Origin of the sequence: Streptomyces sp. ME19-01-6 (assembly GCF_033793745.1) — a bacterium.
Lineage (GTDB): Bacteria > Actinomycetota > Actinomycetes > Streptomycetales > Streptomycetaceae > Streptomyces.
This window is the reverse complement of record NZ_JARAXF010000026.1, coordinates 58,179-83,732: the sequence shown is the minus strand read 5'-3', so window position 1 is coordinate 83,732 and position 25,554 is coordinate 58,179. Positions and strand designations below refer to the sequence as shown.

At 73.9% G+C, this 25,554-nt stretch carries 19 protein-coding genes; 6 read left to right on the top strand and 13 right to left on the bottom strand.

Features of this window, described 5'->3' with window-relative positions:
• Positions 1-59: 59 nt before the first annotated feature.
• A complete protein-coding gene (locus PV419_RS38900; RefSeq protein WP_319697117.1) occupies positions 60-461 on the bottom strand; it encodes an NTP pyrophosphohydrolase in 402 nt (133 codons plus the stop codon).
• Positions 462-567: 106 nt separating this feature from the next.
• Between PV419_RS38900 and PV419_RS38895 the strand changes: the two genes are divergently transcribed.
• A complete protein-coding gene (locus PV419_RS38895; RefSeq protein WP_319697115.1) occupies positions 568-1,611 on the top strand; it encodes a hypothetical protein in 1,044 nt (347 codons plus the stop codon).
• Positions 1,612-1,642: 31 nt separating this feature from the next.
• Here the strand turns inward: PV419_RS38895 and PV419_RS38890 are convergent, their stop codons facing one another.
• From PV419_RS38890 to PV419_RS38860, 6 genes are all read right to left on the bottom strand, one after another.
• Positions 1,643-2,770, bottom strand: a complete 1,128-nt coding sequence (locus PV419_RS38890) for a hypothetical protein (RefSeq protein ID WP_319697113.1) — start codon at positions 2,768-2,770, stop codon at positions 1,643-1,645.
• 1,014 nt (positions 2,771-3,784) lie between these two features.
• Complete coding sequence (locus PV419_RS38880) at positions 3,785-5,923, bottom strand: 3-hydroxyacyl-CoA dehydrogenase NAD-binding domain-containing protein (RefSeq protein WP_319697112.1); 2,139 nt, start codon at positions 5,921-5,923, stop codon at positions 3,785-3,787.
• A gap of 5 nt (positions 5,924-5,928) precedes the next feature.
• Positions 5,929-7,146 carry an acetyl-CoA C-acyltransferase gene (locus tag PV419_RS38875; protein WP_319697110.1) on the bottom strand — a complete coding sequence of 406 codons (1,218 nt, stop codon included), beginning with the start codon at positions 7,144-7,146 and terminating at the stop codon, positions 5,929-5,931.
• A 165-nt stretch (positions 7,147-7,311) separates the two neighbouring features.
• Positions 7,312-8,586 carry a ribonuclease D gene (locus PV419_RS38870; RefSeq protein WP_319697108.1) on the bottom strand — a complete coding sequence of 425 codons (1,275 nt, stop codon included), beginning with the start codon at positions 8,584-8,586 and terminating at the stop codon, positions 7,312-7,314.
• 237 nt (positions 8,587-8,823) lie between these two features.
• Complete coding sequence (locus PV419_RS38865; RefSeq protein WP_319697106.1) at positions 8,824-9,483, bottom strand: response regulator transcription factor; 660 nt, start codon at positions 9,481-9,483, stop codon at positions 8,824-8,826.
• A gap of 168 nt (positions 9,484-9,651) precedes the next feature.
• Positions 9,652-10,428 (bottom strand): DUF3000 domain-containing protein, encoded by a 777-nt coding sequence (locus PV419_RS38860; protein ID WP_319697104.1) that lies wholly within the window; start codon positions 10,426-10,428, stop codon positions 9,652-9,654.
• 91 nt (positions 10,429-10,519) lie between these two features.
• Between PV419_RS38860 and hemE the strand changes: the two genes are divergently transcribed.
• Complete coding sequence (gene hemE / locus PV419_RS38855; RefSeq protein ID WP_319697102.1) at positions 10,520-11,605, top strand: uroporphyrinogen decarboxylase; 1,086 nt, start codon at positions 10,520-10,522, stop codon at positions 11,603-11,605.
• Positions 11,606-11,660: 55 nt separating this feature from the next.
• Positions 11,661-13,208 carry a hypothetical protein gene (locus tag PV419_RS38850; protein ID WP_319697100.1) on the top strand — a complete coding sequence of 516 codons (1,548 nt, stop codon included), beginning with the start codon at positions 11,661-11,663 and terminating at the stop codon, positions 13,206-13,208.
• A 13-nt stretch (positions 13,209-13,221) separates the two neighbouring features.
• Here the strand turns inward: PV419_RS38850 and PV419_RS38845 are convergent, their stop codons facing one another.
• Together PV419_RS38845 and PV419_RS38840 are read right to left on the bottom strand one after the other, a co-directional pair.
• The gene (locus PV419_RS38845; protein ID WP_319697098.1) at positions 13,222-14,673 is read right to left on the bottom strand and encodes an MFS transporter; all 1,452 of its coding nucleotides are present in this window, start codon (positions 14,671-14,673) and stop codon (positions 13,222-13,224) included.
• A gap of 85 nt (positions 14,674-14,758) precedes the next feature.
• Positions 14,759-15,931 (bottom strand): 4-hydroxybenzoate 3-monooxygenase, encoded by a 1,173-nt coding sequence (locus PV419_RS38840; protein ID WP_319697096.1) that lies wholly within the window; start codon positions 15,929-15,931, stop codon positions 14,759-14,761.
• Between the two features lie 62 nt (positions 15,932-15,993).
• Between PV419_RS38840 and PV419_RS38835 the strand changes: the two genes are divergently transcribed.
• The 3 genes from PV419_RS38835 to hemQ all read left to right on the top strand — a co-directional run bounded on the left by PV419_RS38835 (position 15,994) and on the right by hemQ (position 20,070).
• Positions 15,994-17,733: an IclR family transcriptional regulator domain-containing protein gene (locus tag PV419_RS38835; protein WP_319697094.1), complete on the top strand. Its 1,740-nt coding sequence runs from the start codon at positions 15,994-15,996 to the stop codon at positions 17,731-17,733.
• Between the two features lie 85 nt (positions 17,734-17,818).
• A complete protein-coding gene (gene hemG, locus PV419_RS38830) occupies positions 17,819-19,321 on the top strand; it encodes a protoporphyrinogen oxidase (RefSeq protein ID WP_319697092.1) in 1,503 nt (500 codons plus the stop codon).
• Positions 19,322-19,332: 11 nt separating this feature from the next.
• Entirely contained in the window at positions 19,333-20,070 is a 738-nt protein-coding gene (gene hemQ / locus PV419_RS38825; RefSeq protein ID WP_319697091.1) for a hydrogen peroxide-dependent heme synthase, read from the top strand.
• 19 nt (positions 20,071-20,089) lie between these two features.
• On the opposite strand, the gene PV419_RS38820 is transcribed toward hemQ, so the two are convergent.
• The 4 genes from PV419_RS38820 to PV419_RS38805 form a co-directional block, all read right to left on the bottom strand.
• Positions 20,090-21,721, bottom strand: coding sequence for an alpha/beta hydrolase (locus tag PV419_RS38820; protein WP_319697178.1), 1,632 nt, complete (start codon positions 21,719-21,721; stop codon positions 20,090-20,092).
• Between the two features lie 195 nt (positions 21,722-21,916).
• Positions 21,917-22,714 carry a TIGR04222 domain-containing membrane protein gene (locus PV419_RS38815; RefSeq protein WP_319697089.1) on the bottom strand — a complete coding sequence of 266 codons (798 nt, stop codon included), beginning with the start codon at positions 22,712-22,714 and terminating at the stop codon, positions 21,917-21,919.
• Positions 22,715-22,923: 209 nt separating this feature from the next.
• Positions 22,924-24,009, bottom strand: a complete 1,086-nt coding sequence (locus tag PV419_RS38810) for a TIGR04222 domain-containing membrane protein (protein ID WP_319697087.1) — start codon at positions 24,007-24,009, stop codon at positions 22,924-22,926.
• Positions 24,010-24,014: 5 nt separating this feature from the next.
• Positions 24,015-25,346 carry a DUF692 domain-containing protein gene (locus tag PV419_RS38805; protein ID WP_319697085.1) on the bottom strand — a complete coding sequence of 444 codons (1,332 nt, stop codon included), beginning with the start codon at positions 25,344-25,346 and terminating at the stop codon, positions 24,015-24,017.
• Between the last annotated feature and the right edge of the window lie 208 nt (positions 25,347-25,554).

The window sequence follows — 25,554 nt, the reverse complement described above, 5'->3', positions numbered from 1 at the left end:
TCTCTCTTCCGTACTCTTAGCCAAGGCTTGCCTAAGAGTACGGGGCGCCCGGCGCCCGCTCAGTCGGCGGGGCGGACCGCGCGCGGGCCCGTGACCTCGGCCCCCAGCCCCCGCACCCGCGTACGCAGCTCCCGGTCGGCGGTCACCACCAGGCACGGCCGCCCCGGCGTGCGAGCCGCCACCACCTCCACGATCCGGTCGTCCCCGCTCCCCGGCGCCCGCTCCACCCGCACCCCCGGCACGGGCGCGACATCACGCGCGGCGCCCTCGACCACGAGCACGATGTCCACCGGCGGCTGCCCGGCCCACTCCGGGACCCCGGGACGCCGCGGCAGCCCGCGCTCGGCGAGCGCGACGAGCCGGTCCCGCAGCCGCTCGGCCGCGCCCCGCCGGTCCCGCCACCAGCCGTCGGGCACCGAACCGATGACATTCGCCGCGTCCACGACGACCAGGCACTCCATAAGGCAGGCAAAATACTATGGGTGGCGTCGCGTCAGAAGAGGTGGCGCGCCAGCCCCGTGGGGGCTCACCCAGGGGGATCGACGTCGGGGAAGGTTGCAGCGGGCCATGGCGTTGCGGTTGCTCCGTGGCAAGGACGGCAGGCTCACGGCCTACGCACCGGTGGCGGGCGGCATCGCCCGCTGGACCGAGGAGCGGCCCGGGGGCCCGCGGTGGACCGGGCCGCGGCTGATCGAGGTGCCGGGTCTGACCGCGCTGACGGTGGCCCAGGGCGCGGACGGCTATGCCCATCTGGTGGGGCTGCGGCACCGGCAGGGCGGCGGCGACGGCCCGGACGTGGACGTCGTACATGCCATCCAGTTCCAGACCGGCAGGCCCCTGACGGCTTGGCACTCGCTCGGCACCCCGCACCCCAAGGACCGGCGCAAGGCCCAGCGGACCGGGGCGCCGACCGCGGCCGTGGACTCCGCGGGGGCCGTGCACGTCTTCGTACGCAACGCCGGGCGCGGGGTCAGCGCGCGGCGGCAGGACGCCAAGGGCAAATGGGGCGGGTGGACCGACCTCAAGGGCACCGGCGTGCTGGACGGACTGTCCGCGACCGCGACCGCCGACGGGCGCGTCGAACTGCTCGCCCCCGCGGGCCGCGGCGCGCTGCGCTGGTACCAGCCCGAGTCCGGCGCCGCGTACGAGCGCGCCGACGACATCCCCGCCCGCCCTGAGGCGTCCTCCGCCGCCGCGGTCGCGAGCGGCCGCGACACGGTCACGCACTACTGGCGCGACGCCGAGGGGCGCGGGGTACTGGCCTGGCGGCCCGGGGCGGACGAGGCGGCGCCGCTCGGCGGAGAGACGGGCACCGGGCCGGTCACGGTGGTCCGTACGACCGTGGACGGCCATGACTGCACGGTGCTGGCCCACCGCGACGCCAAGAGCGGGCGTCTCGGCATCGCGGCCCACCCGACGGACAACGAGGCGGCGGGGGTGTGGTGGACGCCCTCGGGCGAGGCGGGCACAGGATGGCCCGCGCTGGCCCTGGACGGCCTGGGCCTGGTCGTGCTGGCCGCGCCGGCCCCGGATGGCGGCCTGCTGGTGGCCCGCCAGAAGACGGACGAGCCGGGGCTGGCGCTGCGGGCGTGGGGGCGGGTGGGGGAGTGAGGCGGGCGGCGGCCCGCCTCACCCGCCCGGCTCAGGAGGACGGTGGCCGCCACCCGAAGGCGTGCACCCCGCGCGCCACTTCGACCGACTTGTTCGCGGCGTTCTGAGCGACCAGCGTGCCCGTGTGGTACCCGCCCGACACCTCGACCGCCGGGGTGCCGACCAGAGACGCCGTCTTCCCCGAGGCATGGACGTCGCGCGCCAGGATGGGCCGCTTTTCCCGCGTCTCGACCCACCGGACGTTCGTGGCGCGGTAGACGCGCGTCTCGCCCCAGCGCGGGATCCGCCGGCCGTCCGAGGCGTACTTGTCGTCACTGCCGCAGCCGGGCTCCGACCGGAAGGCCGCGTACGCCTGGCCGTCGCGGTCGAACCAGGTCGACACCATCCAGAGGTTGCCGTCCCGGGAGGGCAGGTCCAGCCGGTCCACCCGTCCGGTGCGCTGGTCGACGAGCGCGACGTTGGAGTACTCCTCGCAGGCGCTGAGGTGCTGGTACCAGGGCACGGCCAGCCTGTCCCGCCGCGGACCGGCCGCCGCGACCTCGGGCCCGAGCCCGCTGCCGTAGAACGACCGGATGGATCGGGCCGTGCCCTCGCGCGAGACCTGGTAGAACGAGCCCACGCCGGGGAAGTTGCCGCCACCGGAGTCGAAGTACGAGACGGTCAACTCACCGCGGGGAGCGGCGCCGAGGAGCTGGAGGCGGCCGCAGTACGTCGGGCTGAAACACTCGTCCGGCGAGGGCAGGCCCATCACCGGCAGCGCCCGCCGCGCGCCGCCCAGGGGCGGATAGCTCCACAGCATCGGCCGGGTCGGGTTCGTGGCGCCGTCGGAGACCAGCTGTTGGTCACGGAAGGCGATCGTCGAGCAGTCGGAGCAGTCCCAGGTCCGGACACGGGGGGTGACGAAGGGCTGTCCCCGGGCCCGGCGCACCTGGAACACCTTCCGGCCTGTGCCGTCGCGCCGCTCGGCCAGCCAGGCGAGGGAGGCGCCGTCGGACGACCAGGCGATCTGCCGCACCCGGTATCCGCTGGGGACCGGGGCGAGTGTCTTGCCGCTGCCGTTGGTCCACAGTTTGACGCTGTCGGCGGTCGCGTAGGCGAGTTCCGGTGTTCGGTTTGCCGTCTCCTGGATGTGCTTCGCCCGGTCGACAACCACTGACATGATCTTCGACTGCGTCTTGATGTTCGTGTGATTGCAGTTGCTGCCCAGCGCCCGTACCCTGATTTGGGCGTCGGTGCACGTGAGAATGTGAGGGGCGCGTAACAGTTCAGCAACTCCTCGACCCGGGCGATGACCGTGAAGGTCAGGATCGCCTACGTCCAGGCCGGGACCGTGCACGACTGTCCCGCGCCGTGGGGCACCGCACGGGAGGTCACCATCCCCGCCGGCGCGACCAGGACCAGCCCCCTCGACGGCTGTACCACCCCTCTCGTCCCCGCCCAGGCGTTCCAGGCCAGGGCCTTCGTGGCCGAGAGGAACGCCTCCGCGTGGGGCTATCGGGAGCACTCGCCCACGGTGCACATCCAAGCCGACGGCCGTCCCCTCTGGGCGGACGAGTGGTCAATGCCAGTGAGTTTGTGGTGGGGTGGGGGGGGGGGGGGGGGGGGGGGGGGGGGGGGGGGGGGGGGGGGGCGGCAGCCCCCCCACACCACCCCCGGGCCGGGGGGCCGCCCCCCCTCCCGCCCCCCCCCCCCCCCCCCGCGCCCCCCCCCCCCACCACCCAACCCCCCCAACCCCCCCACGCCGGGTGCGTAAGTCACTGGCACTGCCTGTAGAAAAAGCCCCTGGTCAGCCGCACAACATGACCTCTGGCGCCGAAATCCGGAATCCCGGGCGAGCGCTCCGGCCCGAGCGGCCAGCCCTGGTACCTCGTGACGGATGAGGGCGGGAGCGGCTACCTCGGGCGCATGGCTGGCGAGATCGAAGCCGTACAGCTCGGCATGGGGAACCAACCGCTTGGCCATGCGCGGGAACTGCTCACTGACAGGAAGGCGGGCGCCGGGGAACTCCGGTAGTTGGCACACCGGCTGTGCGAGGCGCTGCGCGACGCTCTGCGGGTCGCCGACAGCCGAGGCAGACGCCTTCTCGCGCCTGCCGACGTGGACGAGTCGGACGATTGAGAACGCGAGTGCCGGACGGGCTCCCGGCCCGTCCGGCACTCGGGACACAACGCGACTACGCCGGGACGCTCGCCACGCCCGGGGCCAGGAAGCGGCGGCCGACCACTCGCTCCGAGACGCCCTCGCGGTCCAGGTACGGCGTGATGCCGCCCAGGTGGAAGGGCCAGCCGGCGCCGGTGATCAGGCACAGGTCGATGTCCTGCGCCTCGGCGACGACTCCCTCGTCCAGCATCAGGCCGATCTCCTGCGCGACCGTCTCCAGGACGCGCGTGCGCACCTGCTCCTCCGTCAGGACCGAGTCGCCCTGCTGCAGCAGCGCGGCCACCTCCGGGTCCAGCTCCGGCTTTGCTGAACTGCCGCCGGCATGGACGTAGAAGCCGCGCTTGCCCGCCTCGACCACGCGCCGCAGGTTCTCCGAGACCGTGAAGCGGTCCGGGAACGCCTGGTGCAGGGTCTCCGAGACGTGCAGGCCGATCGCAGGGCCGACCAGCTCCAGCAGCACCAGCGGGGACATCGGCAGGCCCAGCGGCTCGACGGCGCGCTCGGCGACGTCGACCGGGGTGCCCTCGTCGATGACGTTCTGGATCTCGCCCATGAAGCGGGTCAGGATCCGGTTGACGACGAACGCCGGGGCGTCCTTGACCAGGACGGCCGTCTTCTTCAGCTTCTTGGCCACGCCGAAGGCGGTGGCCAGCGAGGCGTCGTCGGTCTTCTCGCCGCGGACGATCTCCAGCAGGGGCAGGATCGCGACCGGGTTGAAGAAGTGGAAGCCGACGACCCGCTCGGGGTGCTGGAGCTTGGAAGCCATCTCGCTCACCGACAGCGAGGAGGTGTTGGTGGCCAGGATGGCGTGCTCCGGCACCACCGCCTCGACCTCGGCGAACACCTGCTGCTTGACGCCCATCTCCTCGAAGACGGCCTCGATGACGAAGTCGGCGTCCGAGAAGGCGGCGGCCTTGTCGAGCGAGCCGGTCACCGCGGCCTTGAGGCGGTTGGCCTTGTCCTGGTTGACGCGGCCCTTGAGCAGCAGCTTGTCGATCTCCTCGTGGACGTAGCCCACGCCCTTGTCGACCCGCTCCTGGTCGATGTCGGTCAGCACGACCGGCACCTCCAGGCGGCGCGCGAACAGCAGCGCCAGCTGCGAGGCCATCAGGCCCGCGCCGACCACGCCCACCTTGGTGACCGGGCGGGCCAGGGACTTGTCCGGGGCGCCGGCCGGGCGCTTGGCGCGCTTCTGGACCAGGTTGAAGGCGTAGATGCCGCTGCGCAGCTCGCCGCCCGTCATCAGGTCGGCGAGGGCGACGTCCTCAGCGTCGAAGCCCTGGCGCAGATCGCCGTTCTTGGCGGCGGCGATGATGTCCAGCGCCCGGTACGCGGCCGGGGCCGCCCCGTGCACCTTGCCGTCGGCGATGGCGCGGCCGCGCTCGACCGCCGCGTCCCAGGCCTCGCCGCGGTCCACCTCGGGGCGTACCACCTCGATCTCGCCGCGCAGCACGGACGCGGTCCAGATCAGCGACTGCTCCAGGAAGTCCGCGCCCTCGAAGATCGCGTCGGCGATCCCGAGCTCGTAGACCTGCTTGCCCTTCAGCTGCCGGTTCTGGTTGAGCGAGTTCTCGATGATCACCGTGACCGCGCGGTCCGCGCCGATCAGGTTCGGCAGCAGGGTGCAGCCGCCCCAGCCGGGGACCAGGCCCAGGAAGACCTCGGGCAGCGAGAAGGCCGGCAGCGCGGCCGAGACGGTGCGGTAGGCGCAGTGCAGGCCGACCTCGACGCCGCCGCCCATCGCCGCGCCGTTGTAGTACGCGAAGGTGGGCACGGCCAGGTCCGCAAGCCGCTTGAAGACGTCGTGGCCGCCCTTGCCGATGGCCAGCGCGTCCTCATGGCGCTTCAGCAGCTCGACGCCCTTGAGGTCGGCGCCGACGGCGAAGATGAACGGCTTGCCGGTCACCCCGACGCCGACGATCTCGCCCTCGGCGGCCTCCTTCTCGACCTGGTCGAGCGCGGCGTTCAGGTTCGCCAGCGAGGCCGGGCCGAAGGTGGTGGGCTTGGTGTGGTCCAGGCCGTTGTCGAGGGTGATGAGGGCGAACCGGCCTGCGCCCTGCGGCAGGTCCAGATGGCGGACGTGCGCCTGCGTCACGACCTCGTCCGGGAACAGCTCGGCCGCTCCCTTGAGAAGCTCTGCGGTAGTGGTCATGCCGCTCACTTGTTCCCCTCGAAGTGCGGGTTCTCCCAGATCACGGTGCCACCCATACCGAAGCCGATGCACATGGTGGTGATGCCGTAGCGGACCTCGGGCTGCTCCTCGAACTGCCGGGCCAGCTGCGTCATCAGCCGCACCCCGGAGGAGGCGAGCGGGTGCCCGAAGGCGATCGCGCCGCCGTACTGGTTGACGCGCGGATCGTCGTCGTCGATGCCGTAGTGGTCCAGGAAGGACAGGACCTGTACGGCGAAGGCCTCGTTGATCTCGAAGAGGCCGATCTCCTCGATCGTCAGCCCCGCCTTGGCGAGCGCCTTCTGGGTCGACGGGATGGGGCCGTAGCCCATCACCTCCGGCTCGACACCCGCGAAGGCGTAGCTGACCAGCCGCATCTTCACCGGCAGGCCCAGCTCCCGGGCCACGTCCTCGGCGGCGACCAGCGAGGCGGTCGCGCCGTCGTTGAGCCCCGCGGAGTTACCCGCGGTGACCCGGCCGTGCGGGCGGAACGGGGTCTTCAGGGCGGCCAGGCCCTCCAGCGTGGTGCCGGGGCGCATCGGCTCGTCCGCGGTCGCCAGACCCCAGCCGACCTCGCCGCCTTCAGGGCTGGTGCGCCGCACCGAGATCGGCACCAGGTCTGGCTGGATCTTGCCGTTGGCGTAGGCCTTGGCGGCCCTCTCCTGGCTGCGTACCGCGTACTCGTCGGCGCGCTGCTTGGTGATGTGCGGCAGCCGGTCGTGGAGGTTCTCCGCCGTCATGCCCATGAAGAGGGCCGACTCGTCGACCAGCTTCTCCGAGACGAACCGCGGGTTCGGGTCGACGCCCTCGCCCATCGGGTGGCGGCCCATGTGCTCCACGCCGCCCGCGACGACGACGTCGTACGCGCCGAAGGCGATGGAGCCCGCGGTCGTCGTCACGGCGGTCATCGCACCGGCGCACATCCGGTCGATCGAGTAGCCCGGCACCGACTGGGGGAGCCCGGCCAGGATGCCCGCGGTGCGGCCCAGGGTCAGACCCTGGTCGCCGATCTGCGTGGTCGCGGCCACGGCCACCTCGTCGATGCGCTCCGGCGGCAGGTCCGGGTTGCGGCGCAGCAGCTCCCGGATGCACTTGACGACCAGGTCGTCGGCGCGGGTCTCGTGGTAGATGCCCTTCGGACCCGCCTTGCCGAACGGGGTCCGGACGCCGTCGACGAAGACGACGTCCCTAGCGGTACGAGGCACGTTGGCTCTCCTCCAGGTGCGCGGGGTGGCACTGCTGCGGGCACGCCCACGGGGCGTGTCTCCACGACCTCATGCTACTTATGAGTAACCATCGTGCCCAGCCCCCGCTCCGGGAGGGGCGAAGGTCACACAGGCGAATTCGCCCTCCCGTCCACGCGCGTCACGTCACGCCGCCGCCTCCAGGGCGGCCAGCAGGACCTGGGTGGTCTGCTCGATCTGCCAGGGGCGGGCGCCGTAGCCGTGCAGGACGGCCGCGACGGACTCGGCGGTCACCTCGGACGGGGGCTCCCAGCACAACCGTCGCACCGTGTCCGGTGCGATCAGGTTCTCCTGAGGCAGATTCAGCCGTTCGGCCAGGGCGGTCACCGCCGTACGGGCCGCCGAGAGCCGGGCCGCCGCGGCCGGGTCCTTGTCGGCCCAGGCGCGCGGGGGCGGCGGGCCGGCCACCGGCTGGCCCGGCTGGGGGAGTTCCGACTCCGGCAGGGCCCGAGCCCGGTCCACCGCGGCCTGCCACTGCTCCAGCTGGCGGCGGCCCATGCGATGGCCGAAGCCGCCCAGCGCGCCCAGGGCGCGCGCGGTGGTCGGCAGGGCCAGCGCGGCCTCGATGATGGCCGCGTCACCCAGCACCTTGCCCGGCGAGACGTCGCGGCGCTGCGCGATCTTGTCCCGGGCCGTCCACAGCTCGCGCACCACGGCCATCTGCCGGCGCCGGCGGACCTTGTGCATCCCCGACGTACGCCGCCAGGGGTCCTTGCGGGGCGGGGCGGGCGGGGCCGAGGCGATGGCGGCGAACTCCTGGTGGGCCCACTCCAGCTTGCCCTGCCGCGCCAGCTCCTCCTCCAGCGCGTCGCGCAGGTCCACCAGCAGCTCGACGTCGAGCGCGGCGTAGTGCAGCCACGGCTCGGGCAGCGGGCGGGTGGACCAGTCGACGGCGGAGTGCCCCTTCTCCAGGGCGTATCCGAGGATGTTCTCGACCATGGCGCCGAGGCCCACCCGGGCGAACCCGGCCAGCCGGCCCGCCAGTTCGGTGTCGAAGAGGCGGCCGGGGAGCATGCCTATGTCCCGCAGGCAGGGCAGGTCCTGGGTGGCGGCGTGCAGTACCCATTCGGCGTCGGCGATGGCGTCGCCCAGGCCGGACAGGTCGGGACAGCCGACGGGGTCGATCAGGGCGGTCCCCGCGCCGGCGCGGCGCAGCTGGACGAGATAGGCCCGCTGCCCGTAGCGGTAGCCGGAGGCGCGCTCGGCGTCCACGGCGACCGGGCCGTGGCCCTCGGCGAAGGCGGCGACGACCTCGGCGAGCGCGTCCGGGTCGGTGGTGACGGGCGGGATGCCCTCACGCGGTTCCAGCAAGGGGACCGGCGCCGAGGGGAGGTCGTCCGGGGGAGCGCCCCCGGTGGTTCGCAGTGTCGTCTCTGCTGCGGTCTCTTGGGCGTCGGTCACCTGTCAAGGGTAGCTGTGCGTACCGGGTACGCAGGGCGCCCGCCGACGGAACGTTCCGTCGGCGGGCGCCGGGCCGTGAGTGGACGGTGGTGGCCTGGGCGGGAGCCAGGCGGTGTACGGGGGATGTACGGGGGGTCCGGGAAGGGGCTGGGGGCGGCTCGCGAGTGGTCTGTACGGGGCCTGTGAGCGGTCTGTGCGGGGCCTGTACGGGCTAGGGGGCGGGTGGTGGGGCGGGGCTCAGTGGATGATCCCGGTGCGCAGCGCGACCGCGACCATTCCGGCCCGGTCGCCGGTGCCCAGCTTGCGGGCGATGCGGGCGAGGTGGCTCTTGACGGTGAGCGCGGACAGGCCCATCGAGACGCCGATGGCCTTGTTGGACTGGCCCTCCGCAACCAGCCTCAGCACCTCGACCTCGCGTCCCGACAGCTCGCGGTAGCCGCCCGGGTGTCCGGGGGCGCCCGGCGGGCGGCGGTGCATCCGGGCGGCGGCGCCGAGGGGAGCGGCGCCGGGGCGGCCCGGGATGCCCAGGTTGGTGCGGGTGCCGGTGACGACGTAGCCCTTGACGCCACCGGCCAGGGCGTTGCGGACGGCGCCGATGTCGTCGGCGGCGGAGAGGGCCAGCCCGTTGGGCCAGCCCGCGGCGCGGGTCTCGGAGAGCAGCGTGAGGCCGGAGCCGTCGGGGAGGTGGACCTCGGCGACGCAGATGTCGCGGGGGTTGCCGATACGGGGACGGGCCTCCGCGACGGACGACGCCTCGATGACGTCGCGCACCCCGAGGGCCCACAGGTGACGGGTGACGGTGGAACGGACGCGGGGGTCGGCGACGACGACCATGGCCGTCGGCTTGTTCGGGCGATAGGCGACCAGGCTGGAAGGTTGCTCGAGGAGAACAGACACCAGGCCTCCTGGGGGGAAGTGGTGGGACGGGTCACCACGTCCTTCGGCACCGATACGGCCCGGCTTTAGGGAATGATCACGATTTGGTGAGTAACAATTCGGGCAATTAGGACGGCTGATCGATCAAGCCTGATCAGCGAATGCTCCGGCGGGGCGCTCGGCGGGCGCTCAGCGCGGCTGGGGACCGCGCCGCTGTGGCAGCGATACGACCCCCGCCTCGGCCGCCCCGGCCGGCGGCAGCCCCGCGATCTGGCACAGCAGATCGCACCAGGCGGCCAGGTGCGCGGCGGTGTCGGGCACCCCGGCCGGCCCGTCGCCCAGGGCGGCCGCCAGGTCCGGCCGGTTCGCCCGGTCCGGCAGCTCCGGTCGAAGGCGCTCCCCCCGGGCCGGTTCCGCGGCGGGCCGCTCCGACGGTGTCCAGGAGGCGCGGATCTCGATCCGGGTCGACGGCTCGCGCTCCCCGATCCCGCCGAAGTAGTGCGAGCTGGCCCGGGTCACCGTGCCGCTGGGCTGCCGGTACTCGACCCCCCGCGCCTCCAGCGCGCCGGTCAGCCACGACCAGCACACCTCGGGCAGCAGCGGATCCGCCGCCATCTCCGGCTCCAGGTCCGCGTGCACCAGGGTGACCAGGCGGAACGTACCGCACCAGGCGTCGTGTCCGGCCGGGTCGTGCAGCAGGATCAGCCGCCCCTCGGCCAGCTCCTCCTCGTCGTCGTCCGCCGCGTCCGCCGTGACCGCCGCCTCGAGCGCGTACGAGAACGGGGCGAGCCGCCGCGGCGGCGGGGTGGGGGAGAGCTCCACCTCAGGCCGCGGCCGCACGGCACACAGCCCGGTGACGGCGTGCCGGAAGACGGCCGGGGCGCCATCCCCGCCCGCCGCGTCCGCCCCGTCGGCGCTCTCGGCGCCGTCAGCACCGTTCGAGAGGTGTCCTTGAACCGCTGCCATGCTCGGAAGAGTAGGCGCAACGGGGGCCGGAGCCGGGGAAGAACACCCGGGTTGGCGGGTCACTCGTTCGGCCCGTGCGAAGATTTGGGTCATGAGCGCCAACGAGCGGCCCTCGGGCCAGCAGCAGACCGGCCGCCCCGCGGCGAGTGCCACGGCCGACTCGGCCTTCCTGCGCGCCTGCCGACGTGAGCCGGTTTCGCATACTCCGGTGTGGTTCATGCGGCAGGCCGGCCGCTCGCTGCCGGAGTACCTGAAGGTCCGCGAGGGCATCGCGATGCTCGATTCCTGCATGCGGCCGGACCTGGTCACCGAGATCACGCTGCAGCCGGTTCGCCGCCACCATGTGGACGCCGCCATCTACTTCAGCGACATCGTGGTCCCCCTCAAGGCCATCGGGCTCGACCTCGACATCAAGCCCGGCGTCGGCCCGGTCATCGGGCAGCCCATCCGCACCCGCGCGGATCTGGAGCGGCTGCGCCCGCTGGACCCGGACGATGTGAAGTACGTCACGGAGGCGGTCGGGACGCTGGTCGGGGAGCTCGGCGCCACCCCGCTGATCGGCTTCGCCGGCGCCCCCTTCACGCTCGCCAGCTACCTCGTCGAGGGCGGCCCCTCGCGCAACCACGAGCGCACCAAGGCCCTCATGTACGGCGACCCCGAGCTGTGGGCCGATCTGCTCGACCGGCTCGCCGACATCACCGCCGCCTTCCTGAAGGTGCAGATCGAGGCGGGCGCCTCCGCCGTCCAGCTCTTCGACTCCTGGGTCGGCGCCCTGGCCCCCGCGGACTACCGGGCCCACGTGATGCCCGCCTCCACGAAGGTCTTCGACGCCGTGGCCGGGTACGGGGTGCCGCGCATCCACTTCGGCGTCGGCACCGGCGAGCTGCTGGGGCTGCTGGGCGAGGCGGGCGCGGATGTCGTCGGCGTGGACTGGCGGGTGCCGCTGGACGAGGCGGCCCGGCGGGTCGGCCCCGGCAAGGCGCTGCAGGGCAACCTCGACCCGGCCGTGCTCTTCGCCCCGCGCCAGGCCGTCGAGGCCAAGGCCCGCGAGGTGCTGGACGCGGCCCGGGGCCTGGAGGGCCATATCTTCAACCTCGGCCACGGCGTGCTGCCCAGCACCGACCCCGAGGCCCTGACCCGACTGGTGGAGTACGTCCACACCCAGACCGCCCGCTGAGAGGGCCCGCTCAGCGATCGGAACCCGCATGGGGTCCCTCATCGTCTGGGAGACCATGAGGGACTTCCCTGCCATCACCGCCGACCGCGTCCGGGAACTCGCCGACCAGTGGGACGCCGTCCGCGAAGGCCGCTCCAAGGACGAGGCCGACCGGCTCGTCCGCGACTGTGCCGAGCGGCTGTCCGCCGAGCCCGCGGGTGACCACGCCTACCTGTGGACGCTCGGCCTGCTGATGACGGCCGAACACACCGGCTGGCTCACCGGGGACGGCGTCGAGGGCGTCGCCCTGGTGGCACTCGACGCCGCCGACAGCGCCCTGCGCGAGCGCGCCTGCGGGCACCGGCGGCACCCGTACGAGGACGACCTGGACGAGCGCCACGACCACCTGGCGCGGCTCCTGCCGCTGCTGCGCAACGGCAGGAGTGAGGCCGAGGACGAGCAGTGGCGCGACGCGGCCACCAAGGAGCAGTGGCTGTGTCCGCGCAATATCGCCGGGTACGCGCGCGTGGCCATCGACATCATCGACCCCGGCACCGTGGCCGACGTCCCGCCCCGGCTGCCCCTCATCGACGCGCGCAAGGCCGGGCACCTGCGGTCCATCCTCTGGGACTACCCCCACGTCGACCCCGCCTACGAGCTCTGCGACTACGCCGCCGCGCTGCGCGCCCTCCCCGACGGCGACAGCCGCGCCGGGCTCGTGGTCATCCTGCACGCCGCCTGCTGGTACGCCGTGAGCGGCCGCATCCGCGGCAAGTGGGTGCTGGACGAGATGGTCGGGGCCCTCGAGGCCGTACTGCCCCGGCTCGGCGACGAGCCCTGCGCACACCGGGACGGCGAGCACCCCGAGACCGGCGAGGACCCGGCGGCGCTGGCCACCGTGGGCGTCCATCTGCTCAGCCCCGGCGGCCGGGGCGTGTACCGGCGGCGGGGCGGCGTCGGCGGGTGGCACACCCCCCTGGAGGGGTGGCTGTGCCCGGCCTTCCTCGCCGGCCTTGCCCGCGAGGCGCTGGACCAGCTGCTGGCCGGGCGCGACAAGCTCTTCGGCAGCCGCGACACCGCCCACCTCGACGCCGAGTATCTGCTCCCCGACGGGCGGATCGACATCGACACCCTCACCACCACCTACCGGCAGTCCTGGGTCACCGAACACGACGAGCTGGTGCAGAACGCCGCGCTGTGGGCCGCCCGCAGGTACGCGGCCGGCGCCGGGGACGAGCGGGAGCGGGCCGTCCTGCTGCTGCTCGCCTGCTGGGCGGTGGACGGACCGGCCGTCGACCTGCCGACCTCCGTGGTCGGCGTGCTGGAGGAGATCTTCGAGGCCGTCGACCCCGCCCCCCTGGACGAGCCGTGCCCGCACCCCGCAGAGCACCCCTGGCGGGGCCTGAAGCGCATCGCGGGCCGCGGGTACGCCGTCGCGGGCAACCCCGACGCGCTGATCGGCGCGCATCTGAACCACTTCTGCGCGCCCGAGGACTTCGAGGCCCCCGACGAGCCGTTCGCCGCCGACGCCTGGAGCTGCCCCCGCCACCTGGCCGAGCGGGTCCGGGACGCGCTGGAGGTTCTCTACGAGGTGAAGGAGAGCGACGAGGAAGGCGCGGCCTAGAGGAAGGCGCGGCCTAGGGGCGCCGGACCTCCTCGCGGATCAGGTAGTACAGCACGGCGCTGGCGAGCATCAGGGCGCCGTCGATGTAGACGGCGTGCGTCCAGGTTCCGTAGTGGTCGAAGAGGGTGCCGCTCAGCGCCGGGCTGATCACCGCGCCGATCTCGCCGACGAGGTTGAACATCCCGAAGGCGGCCCCGCGCTCTGCGGCGTCGACCACGTCGTTCAGCAGCGCGTGGGCCATCGGCTGCAGGGCGTTGAAGAAGAGGCTGGTGACGAACAGGAGCACCGACATGACCAGCAGCGAGGGCGTCTCGTCGGCCTGCAGATAGGCGCCGAAGACCAGCACCAGCAGCCCCTGCACCACGGTGAACGCGACCAGCAGCGGCCGCCGCCCCCAGCCCCGGTCCTTCGCCCGGTCCGAGAGCCAGCCGCCGGCGGGGAAGCCGAGGATGCCCGCGCCCGCGTTGAAGGTGGCGACCAGCGCGGCGTTCTGGAAGGAGCTGTGCGCGGCGTCGGCGACGATCGAGACCGACCAGAAGCTGAAGAACCACAGGTTCCACATGACCGCGATGAAGGCGAAGCTGAGCAGCAGCGCGTTGCGGTTGCGGGAGACGGCGCCGAGCCGTGAGCCCCGCCGGGCGAAGATCGCCCCGATGAGGACGAACGCGAGCACGCACTCCAGGACGGCCACGCCCCAGCTCGGCAGCCCCGCCCCGTCGGCGATCAGATAGACGGCCAGCACCGCGGCGCACAGCACCCCCGAGATGCCGAGCAGCCGCAGCGCCGAGCCGGTCGCCCGCAGCGGGCCGCCGATACGGCGCAGATAGACGGCCGTGACCACGCCGAACACGAGCGTCGCGGCGCCCAGGACCAGGAACGGCATCCGCCAGGCGTCCTCGTGGCCGAACACATCCGCGCCCCAGTCGATCAGATACGGGGCGCTGATGGTCGCGATGGTCAGCCCGATGGCCAGACCGGTGATCGCCACCCCCATCCCCAGGCCGGCCTTGGCGGGCGGCGTCCGCTGGGCGATCAGGGTGCGGTCGTTGGAGTAGAAGACGCCCTCGCCGAGCCCGGTCAGCACGCGCAGCACCACAAAGGCGATCAGCCCGCTGACCAGCCCGCTGGCGAGGGTCGCCACGCCCGCCCACAGCAGCGAGATGGCGAGCATCGCGCGGTGCCCGAAGCGGTCCCCGAGATAGCCTCCGGGGAACTGCGTCAGCATGTAGCCCGCGAAGAAGAGGCTGCCGATCAGCCCGCCCAGCGCGTGCGGATGGCTGGCGGAGCCCAGCATCCCGTGGTCGTTGTCGATGAGCCAGGTGACGACCGGGCCGGTGATGGTGCGGTCGGCGTAGGAGAAGAGCCAGCCGCCGAGCAGCATGGCCCACAGGGTGTGATATGGCTTCCAGCCTCTGGGCGCTGCCTCCGGCTCCTGGGCGGTGTTCGGTGCGGTCGCTTCGGACATGGCCTCATATCCCTTTCTGGGCGCGGCTCCGCGGCGTCAGCCGCTGATGTCACCTCACGGTTCGGCGTCGGCTGGGCGCGGTCATTCAGAGCGGGAGACCGACGTAGTTCTCGGCGAGTTCGGCGGACGCGGCCGGGGAGGCGGCGATCCGCTCCAGCTGGGCCAGTTGCAGCCGCTCCTCGAACGGGGTCCGGTCCGGGTGCGGGTGGAGGGTGTCGGTCATGAAGGACGAGAAGCGCTCGGCCTGCCACACCCGGCGCAGACAGGTCTCGGAGTAGCTGTCGAGGAGCTCGGTGGAGCCCGTCTCGTGGTGCAGGGTGAGGGCGCGGGCCAGGGTGACCACATCGGTGACGGCCAGGTTGAGCCCCTTGGCGCCGGTGGGCGGCACGATGTGCGCCGCGTCGCCGGCGAGGAACAGCCGGCCGTGGCGCATCGGCTCCTGGACGTAGCTGCGCATCGGGGTGACCGACTTGGCGGTGATCGGCCCGCGTTCGAGGGCCCAGGCCCCGTCGACGGCGAAGCGGGCGGACAGCTCGTCCCAGATCCGCTCGTCGGGCCAGTCGGCCGGGTCGGTGCCGGCCGGCACCTGGAGGTAGAGCCGGGAGACCTGCGGGGAGCGCATGCTGTGCAGGGCGAAACCGCGCCGGTGGCGGGCGTAGATCAGCTCCTCGCAGGACGGCGGCACATCGGCCAGGACGCCGAGCCAGGAGTACGGGTAGCCGCGCTCGAACACCGCGGTGCGCTCGGCCGGGATCGCGCGGCGGGCCACGCCGTGGAAGCCGTCGCAGCCTGCCACGAAGTCGCAGGTGAGCGTCTGTTCGCGACCCTCGTGCCGGAAGTGGATCACGGGCGTGGTGGTGTCGGGGTCCTCGACGCCGAGGACCTCCGCCCCGAACAGCAGCGGGGGGCCGTCGGCGAGCTGGAGGGCGACCAGGTCCTTCACGACCTCCGTCTGGGCGTAGACCATCACCGACCGCCCGTCGGTCAGGGCCGGGAAGTCGATGCGGTGGGCGTGGCCCTCGAAGCGCAGCTCGATGCCGCGGTGGAGCAGCCCCTCCCGGTCCATCCGCGCGCCCGCGCCGCACTCCCGCAGCACGTCCACCGTGCCCTGCTCCAGGATCCCGGCCCGCTGGCGCGCCTCGACGTAGCGGCGGTCGCGGCTCTCCAGCACGAGGCAGTCGACGCCGGCGCGGTGCAGGAGGCGGGCGAGCAGCAGGCCGGCGGGGCCGCCGCCGATGATGCCGACGGTCGTGCGCATCTGGGCGCCACCTCTCGCTTTGCTTGTTCGCCTGGTGAAACTTGGTTCATAATTTGCTGGTGATGAGTCTCAGCGCGGCTTCACCGCCTGTCAATGGTTCGGTCGGCCCCCTCGAACGCGGCCTCGCCGTGCTGCGCGAGCTGACCGCCCTGTCCGCGCACGGCGCGGGACCGGCGGTCCGCCCCGGCGACCTGGTGCGCGCCACGGGGCTCGCCCGCTCCGTCGTCGACCGCGTCCTCGGCACGCTCGAACAGCTCGGATACGTACGGCTGGACGGGCGCGAGGTGAGCCTGGCGACCCGGCTGATGGAGCTGGGCAACGCCTACCTCGCGGCGAGCGGCGTGGCGGACGCGCTCCTTCCGTTCGCGGAACGGCTGGCGGACGCCCTCGACGAGTCGGTCTCGGTCGCCGTCCCGGACGGCGACGGCGTGCGCTTCGTCATCCAGGCCACCCGGCGCCGCACGATGTCCCTCGCCTTCCGCATCGGCGACCTCCTCCCCGCCGAACGGTGCGCCCCCGGCGCCCTCTTCGCCACCGAGTGGGACGAGCGCACCTGGACCGCCTGGCGCGCCCGCCGCGCCGCCGCCCCCACAGCTGGAGCCGCCTCCTTCCCCGCCGTCCCGCCCTGGCCCGGCCCCGCCGGGGCCCAGGACCTCGAAGGGTTCGTACGGCGCGCCAAGGCGGCGGCCCGCGACGGCTGGGCCCCCGACGACCAGCTGATCGAGCCGGGTCTGGTGGCGGTGTCCCTCCCGCTCCGGGACCCGGCGGGCCGTATCGCCTGCGCGGTGAACGTCGTCAGCCACACCAGCCGCCACGACATCGCGTCCCTGAGGCGGATCGCGCCGGCCGCCCTGCGGGACCGGATCCCGGCGATGGAGGCGGCGCTGGCCGCGCCGGGGCCCAGCGGTCCGCCGCCGCGCGGTGCGGGCGGGGGCACCGGCGAGGACCCGGCCCGCCTGGCCAAGCGGGAGATGGGGGCGGGCTTTCTGCAGTCGCTCGCCCGCGGGCTGGCCGTGCTGCGGGCGCTGGGGGAGCGGCCCCCGGGCGGCCCGTCGCCCCACCACGGCATGACCCTCACCGCCGTCGCCGAGGCGACCGGTCTCGCGCGCGCCACCGCCCGCCGCTCCCTCCTCACCCTCGTGGAGCTCGGCTACGCCGAGACCGACGGAGAACGCCTCTTCCGCCCCACCCCCCGCGTCCTGGAGCTCGGCTACGCCCCGCTCGCCGGGCTCGGCTTCACCGACATCGCGCGGCCGCATCTGCGCGAACTGGTCGGCGCCGTCCACGAGTCGGCGTCCCTGGCCGTACTCGACGGCGGCGACATCCGGTACGTCGAACGCGTGCCGACCGTCCGCATCATGAGCGTCAACATCACCACCGGCACCCGCTTCCCCGCCTACGCCACCTCCATGGGCCGGGTGCTGCTCGCGGGCCTGGACGCGGAGGCGCGCGCCGCGTATCTCGCCGGCCTCGACCCGCGGCCGCTGACCCGGCACACCCTGACCTCCGTACCCGGGCTCGCGCGCGTCCTGGAGGGCGTCCTGGAGCTCGGCTACGCCCTGGTCGACGAGGAGTTGGAGGAGGGGCTGCGGTCCCTCGCCGTGCCCGTACGGGACGCGGACGGGCGCGTGACGGCGGCGCTCAACCTCGCCGTGCACGCCGGCCGGGACACCCCGGAGAACACCCTGCGCACCCTCCTGCCACCCCTGCGCGCCACCGCGGCCCGCATCGAAGCCGACCTCCGCACGGCCTCGGCGCACCGCCCCCGCGGCCTGGGCGCCGGCCGCCCCTCGGGCGTCTGAGAGAGTGGGGGCATGAGCGTGAGCGAGCAGTGACGCGGGAAGCCCGCGCGTTGGAGCGCGCCGGGACTGAGCGGGAGGGAGGGGCATGAGCGCGGCGAACGGCCGGACGGGCCATGTCGTGGTCGTCGGCGGTGGAATCTCCGGGCTCGCGGCCGCCTACCGCCTGTTGACCGGCGGGGCCCGGGTGACCGTGCTGGAGGCGTCCGGCCGGCTCGGCGGCAAGCTGTACGCGGGCGAGATCGCGGGCGTCCCCGTGGACCTCGGCGCCGAGTCGATGCTCGCGCGCCGCCCCGAGGCCGTGGACCTCGCGCGCGCGGTCGGGCTCGGCGACCGGCTGCAGCCGCCCGCGACCGCCACCGCCTCGCTGTGGACCCGCGGCGGGCTGCGCCCGATGCCCAAGGGCCATGTGATGGGCGTGCCCGGGGACCCGGCCCCGCTGGCCGCGTCCGGGGTGGTCTCGGCCGAGGGGCTCGCGCGGATCGCCCAGGAGCCGCAGCTGCCGCCGGCGGAGCTGGGCGAGGACGTCGCCCTCGGCGAGTTCGTCGCGTCGCGGCTGGGCCGGGAAGTCGTGGACCGGCTGGTCGAGCCGCTGCTGGGCGGGGTGTACGCGGGCGATGTGTACCGGACGTCGATGCGGGCGGCGGTGCCCACGCTCTTCGAGGCGGCCCGTGCGCACGGCTCGCTGACCGAGGGCGCGCGGGCGCTCGCCGCGCGGGCCGCGGCGGCGTCGGCCGGCCCGGTGTTCACCGGCATCGACGGGGGGATCGGGCGGCTTCCGCTCGCCGTCGCCGACGCGGTGCGCGCCGCGGGCGGTGAGATCCGTACCGGCGAGCCCGTACGGGAGCTGCGCCCGACCGCCGCCCCGGACAGCCCGTACAGCCCGGACGGCCCGGGCAGCTCCGGCAGCGCGGGGGAGGGCCGGGCGGCCCGGTGGACGGTGGTCACCGAGCGGGGCGAGGCGCTGGAGGCCGACGCCGTCGTGCTCGCCGCCCCCGCGCCCGTCGCGGCGCGTCTGCTCGCCGCCGACTCCCCGGCCGCCTCCGCCGAGCTGGCCACCGTCGACTACGCCTCCATGGCGCTGATCACCATGGCCTTCCGCCGTGCCGACGTGGCCGAGCTGGCCCAGGGCAGCGGATTCCTCGTGCCGCCCGTCGACGGCCACACCATCAAGGCCGCCACCTTCTCCAGCCGCAAATGGGGCTGGCTGGGGGAGGCCGACCCCGATCTCTTCGTGCTGCGTACCTCGATCGGGCGGTTTGCGGACGAGGCGGACCTGAGCCGTGACGACGAGGATCTGGTAAGTCTGTCGCTCGCCGACCTCGGCGAGGCCATCGGTCTGGCCGCGCGCCCCGTCGCCACCCGCGTGAACCGCTGGGAGGGCGGGCTGCCGCAGTACCCCGTGGGCCACCTCGGCCGCGTGGCCCGTATCCGCGCGGAGGTCGCCAAGCTCCCGGCGCTGCGGGTGTGCGGCGCGGTGTACGACGGCGTGGGCATCCCGGCCTGCGTCGCGAGCGCCCGTACCGCCGCCGATGAGCTGCTGGAAGTCCTGGCCGCCACCCAGGCGCGGGGCGCCGGGCGCGGAGAGTGAGAATAGGGACCATGACTGCTGTACCCGCTCCCGAGACCGCCCCGTCCGGCAAGGTGCCCAACGCCGGCAAGAAGGCCAAGGACCTCAACGAGGTCATCCGCTACACCCTGTGGTCGGTGTTCAAGCTGCGCGACCTCCTGCCCGAGGACCGCACCGGCTACGCCGACGAGGTCGAGGAGCTGTTCGCGCAGCTCGCCGCCAAGGACGTCACCGTGCGCGGCACCTACGACGTCTCCGGGCTGCGCGCGGACGCGGACGTGATGATCTGGTGGCACGCGGAGACCTCCGATGCCCTGCAGGAGGCGTACAACCTCTTCCGCCGCACCAGGCTGGGCCGGGCCCTGGAGCCGGTGTGGTCGAACATGGCGCTGCACCGCCCGGCCGAGTTCAACCGGTCGCACATCCCGGCGTTCCTGGCCGACGAGACCGCCCGCGACTACGTCAGCGTGTACCCCTTCGTCCGGTCCTACGAGTGGTATCTGCTGCCCGACGAGGACCGCCGCCGGATGCTCGCGGACCACGGCAAGATGGCGCGCGGCTACCCGGATGTGCGGGCCAACACGGTCGCGTCCTTCTCGCTCGGCGACTACGAGTGGATCCTCGCCTTCGAGGCCGACGAGCTGCACCGGATCGTCGACCTCATGCGGCATCTGCGCGGCTCCGAGGCGCGGCGGCATGTGCGCGAGGAGGTGCCGTTCTTCACCGGGCGGCGCAAGCCGGTGTCCGAGCTGGTCGCCGGGCTGGCCTGACCGGCGGCGCGGCCGCCGGTCACCAGGGCGCCGCGCCCACCGCCGGTGTCGGTTCCGGTTCCGTTTCCGTTGCCGTTTCGAGGTCCGGCCCAAGGTCCGGCGCCGACCAGACGGTCGGCTCGGGCGCCGCGCGCGGCGCGCAGAACACGGAGCGGCCCGGCGTCCGCCCGGTCAGCAGGTACGTGTCGACGTACCGGTTGACGCAGTCGTTCGGGCCGCCCCACAGCCCGTGCGTCCCCGCTTTCCGCTCGGTCACCAGCGATGAGCCCGGCAGCCTGCGCCGCAGCTTCTTGGCGCCCTCGTACGGCGTGGCCGCGTCCCGCTCGGCGGCCAGCAGCAGCACCGGCGGTGGCGTCCCGCGTCCCGCGCCGCCGCCGGGGCCCACCGTCAGCGGCCGCTGCCGCGGTGCGGACCAGTAGGCGCAGGGCAGGTTCATCGCCACGTTGTCCCAGGTCTCGAAGGGCGCGCGGCGGGCCAGCGCGGTGTTGTCGCGGTTCCACCTGGCCCAATCGCGCGGCCAGGGCGCGTCGTTGCACTGGACGGCCGTGTAGACGGCGTTGCCGTTCTCCTCGGACACCGCCTCGGCCGGGTCGGGCGCGGCCAGCGCGACCAGGGGCCCGGCGTCGCCGCGCAGATAGGCGGCGAGCGCGTGCGCGCTCGGATCCCAGAAGGCGTCGTTGTAGACGTTGCGCGTATAGGCGTCCTGCAGCTGTACGGTGCCCACCTTCCCGCCCGCCGGGTGGCGCGCCAGCCGCCGCCGGGCCTTCCCGTACGAGGCGGACACCTCGGCCGCGGTGTCGCCCAGGTGGTAGACCTCGTCGTGCCGGGCGACCCAGCGGCGCCAGTCGCCCCAGCGCCGCTCGAAGGCCAGCGACTGCTTCAGGTTGCTGCGGTACCAGATCTGCCGGGGGTCGGGGTCGACCACGCTGTCGAAGACCATGCGCCGCACATGCCCGGGGAAGAGCGTGGCGTAGACCGCGCCGTAGTACGTGCCGTAGGAAGCCGCCATGAAGTTGAGCCGCTTCTCGCCGAGGGCGGCGCGCAGCACATCGAGGTCGCGGGCGTTGTTGAGGGTCGTGTAGTGGCGCAGCGCACGGCCCGCGCGGCGGGCGCAGCCGCCCGCGTAGGCCCGGGCCCGCTGGACCATCTTCCGCTTGAAGGCCGCGGAGGGGTGCACGGGGAAGTTCGTCGGCGCCTTGGCGAAGGCGGCCGGGTCCGCGCAGGACAGCGGCGTCGAGCGGCCCACTCCGCGCGGTGCGTACCCGACGAAGTCGTACGCCTCGGCGGCCTTCCGGAACCCGGCCACATCGGCGTACGCGGGGAACGCCATACCGGAGGCGCCGGGCCCGCCCGGGTTGTAGACCAGCGCGCCCTGGTGACGCTTGCGGGGGCCGGTGGCGCGGAGCCGGCTGACGGTGAGGGACAGCTGGGTGGAGCGGGGGTGCGCGTAGTCCAGCGGCACCTTGACGGTGCCGCACCGGGCGGCGTCGGGCAGGTCCTCGCCGGGCGCGCAGCGGCCGAAGTCGATGCCGCGGGCGGCGGCGCGCCGGGCGGCGAGCGCCACGCCGCGGTCCTCGGCGGTGCGGCCGCCACGGACCGGGGCGGTGGCGGCGGTGGCGGCGGGCGCCGGGGCGGCGAGCAGGGCGGTCATGGCCAGCGCCAGGGACAGCGCCCCGAGGACGCGGACGCCGTACAGCGGTACTGCTCTCACGGGCCGTCCCCTCGTATTCCGTTTGTCTTCCGGTCGCGTTCCGCTCGGCGCCCCGCGACGAAGTGTCATTCCATGACGAAAGGGATACTTGGCCCGGCGGTCGGCCATGTAAAGCACCGCGCCGAGGTGTCGGGGTCAATGACCCCAATGCGCCTTGAAGGCCGCGCGCAGCGCGGGGTCGGGGAGGGCCGAAGCGCCGTGCAGCGCGAGCGCGGTGAGGATTTCGGCGTCGGCGGCGTCCCGGCCGCACCCGCCGGCGACGCCGCCGCCCCGCTCGTCGGCGCGCCGGGCGGGACGGCCGGGCCGTGGCCGGGGCGTCTCGATCCGGCCCAGCAGTTTCTGCCCGGCGGGCGACGCCCACCGGGTGTACGGGTGCACCTCGACGCGGGCTATCGCCAGGCAGCTGAGGGTCAGCAGCAGCGGCAGCGTGAACCACGCCGCCGCCTGCCCCCGCCCCGACTCGGGCGGCACGATCAGCAGCGCCGCCGCCCCCATGAGCAGGACCAGCCCGACCGCCGCCCGCACGTGACGCACCGCCGCCGCCACGTTCGTGCGCGCCGCCGCGGGCACCGCGAGCCCGGCGGTCACCAGCCGGTCGGCGAGCGCCCGCACCGGTGCCGCGGAGGCGAGCGCGGACCGCACCGCGGGGACGGGCGACTGGCCGTGCGGGCCTATCGCGGAGATGACGGAGCGCTCCAACTCGTCCCGGCCGTCCGGGTCGACCACCGTGACCCAGCCGGTGTGCGCCAGCAGCAGCCGGCGCTGCCGGTCCATCACCACCAGGGCCAGGTCACCGACCCGCTGCGGACCGCCGGACAGGAACGCCGCCTCGTACAGGCTCAAGGCCCCGCGGCCGGCTCCGGCGCCCTCGGGCTCCCGGGCGGCGGCGACGGCGGCGGCGCAGGCGACGAGCAGGAACAACAGCCAGAGCATGGCCGATTTGTACTCGACCCGGCCCGCCTCCCGTCAGGCATTTCGGCAGATGAACGCGGTGATGGCGGCGAACGCGGCGAACGCGGCGAACGCGTCGGGTGGGCGGGGCGGCGGAGCCCGGTGCCGTCCGGTGTGGCCCCGGCCGCCGCCGTCCGGCGTCGTTTCGGCCGCCGCCCCGCCGCCCCGCCGCCCCGCCGCCCCGCGGCCGGTCAGCTGCCTCCGCAGCCGCCGCCACCCCCGCCACCCCCACAGCCGCCACCGCCGCCGCAGCTTGAGCCGCCCCCGCAGCTTGAGCCACCGCTCCCGCCCCCGCAGCTGGAGCCGGAGCTGCTCCCTCCGCCGCAGCTGGAGCTGCCGCAACTGGAGCCTCCGCCCCCGGAGGTGCCGCACCACGAGCTGTTACCCCCGCAGTACGTCGGGGTCCCCGAGGAACTGGAGGAACTGGAAGACCCAGCAGACCCACCGGATCCAGCAGACCCGACTGACGAGGCCGCCGCGGCGGCCTGGGCGCGGTGCGCCTCCAGCAGGTGGTCCCGCAGCAGCTCGTCGGCGGCCAGCGCGCCCACCCCGGCCAGCGCGACGGTCTCGGCCACCGACGCCACGCGGACACCGGTCCGGAGCGGGGTGCCGTCCTGCGGCTCGGCCGAGGCGTAGGCGAGGTCCTGCCGGAACGCCGTCAGCGCCCGCTTCCCGGCCGCCGTGATGCGCTTGATGTTCACGGCGGCGCAGGTCACACCGACCAGGAAGCCGACGAACAGCGCCGGGAGGATCCTGACGACCAGCGGAATCCCGGAGTACGACCCCCAGTCGTCCGCGGCGCTCGCCCAGATGCCCAGGAACAGACCCGCTACGGAGGCGAGCGTCTGGGCGGCGGCCACGCGCCGCCACAAGCGCATCTTCTCCGGCCGCACCATCAGCCCGCGCTGTGCGAGCCGGTCGCCGATCGACTGCACCGCCGGATGGCGCATCAGCTCCGAGCGCAGCAGGGCCAGTCCGCCGTGCGGCGCGCGGGCGTGGACCTCCAACAGCGCCTGCTCCACCGCGTCGCGCGCGATCGGCTGCCGCACCGAGACGACCCCGGGGCCGCCCACCGCCAGCCGCCCGTCGGTGTGCATCGCGCAGATCACCGTGTCGGCCACCCGGGCCGGGCCCGCCTCCAGGAAGGCGGCCTCCAGCAGATCGTGCGCCCGGCCGTCCGTCACCGGGCCCGCCCCCTTCCGGCAGCGGGCCGTCCCCGTGATGAGCACCACCGACGACGCGGCGGCCGCCAGATACACCAAAGTTCCCACGTACATCCTCATCACCTTCCGAGCAGCGCGAGTCGGGCGGCCCGCGCCAGGCGCGCCGCGGGGCCGGGCCGTACCGGAGCGGGCCCCGACCGCTCCCGCCACCACCGCGTCAACTCCCGCCGCGCCGCGACGTCCTCGGGCCGCTCGGCGGCCAGCAGATGCTCGGCGAACGCCAGGGCGTCGCGGCGGTAGCCGCCGGTCATCGGGCGGCCCCGCGCATAGGCCAGGAACGTGGGGCGGTAGTCCGCGCCCAGGATTCGCGGCAGTTCGGGGGCGACCTTCCCGACCACATCGGCCCGCTTGGCCGCCAGTGCCCGGCTCTGCACCCCCAGCCGCCGCCGGTCGAACCCCTCCGGCGCGGGGGCGCCCGCGACCAGCGAGTTCAGCAAGGACGTCTGCGCGAGCGCGACCCGCTCCCGGGCGCCCTCCACGGCCTTTGACGCGACGGCCTTTGACGCGCTCGCCGGGCCCGGCGCCGTGGGTGCCCCAGGCATCGCGGACGCGGCAGGGGCCGCCTTGGCCGTCACGGCGCGGATCGCGTCGAGTTCGGCCGCCAGCTCCTCGGCGGCGGGGAAGTTCTCGTCCCGCTCCAGCAGCACACCGGGCGGCGTCGTACGGGCGCACAGTTCGGCCAGCACGTCGAGCACCGGCTGGGTCACCGGGTGGGCGTGGCTGTCGTGCCACACGCCGTCCCGCTCGACCCCGCCCGCCACATGGACATACGCGATGGCCGAGGTCGGGAGCTCGTCCAGGGTCGCGGCCGGGTCCTCGCCCCGGTTGACGCGGTTGGTGTGCAGATTGGCCACGTCGATCAGCAGCCGCACGCCCGTCCGCTCGACGAGCTCGGAGAGGAACTGCCCCTCCGTCAGTTCCTCGTCCGGCCAGGCGATCAGCGCCGCGATGTTCTCCAGGGCCAGCGGCACCGGCAGCGACTCCTGGGCGATGCGCACGTTCTCGCAGAGCACGTCCAGCGCGTCGCGGGTGCGCGGCACCGGCAGCAGGTGCCCGGCCTCGGTCGTCGGCGCGGCGGACGGCTCGCCCTTGGGGAGGCCCGCCCGTACGAACGCGATGTGCTCGGTGACCAGGGGCGATCCAAGCGCCTCCGCCCGTTCGGCGAGCGCCGCGAGCCGCCCCGCGTCCGGCCGCTCGGCGCCGCCGAGGCCGAGCGAGACGCCGTGCGGGACAACCGTCGTCCCGCGCTCTCGCAGCCGCCGCAGCGGGTCGGGGAGGTGACCCGGGCAGATGTTCTCCGCCACCACCTCCACCCAGTCGATGCCCGGCAGCCGCTCGATGTCATCGGCGATCTCCGGGCGCCATCCAATGCCGGTTCCGAGGCGCCTCATGGCTTCCCCCTCCTCGTCCGTCCCCCTCATGTGGGGGTGATGACCCCCTTGGGGAAGGACGAACCCAGGAGCGGTGCGGTTCAGAGGTTCATTTGAGCTTCGGGGGTTCACCCCCAAGTTCCGCGTGTCGTACGTGATTCACATCGCGGAATATCATTACTGTGACAAAATTTTGATGCTCTGAGGCGACAGATGTTCGGAAAGCATC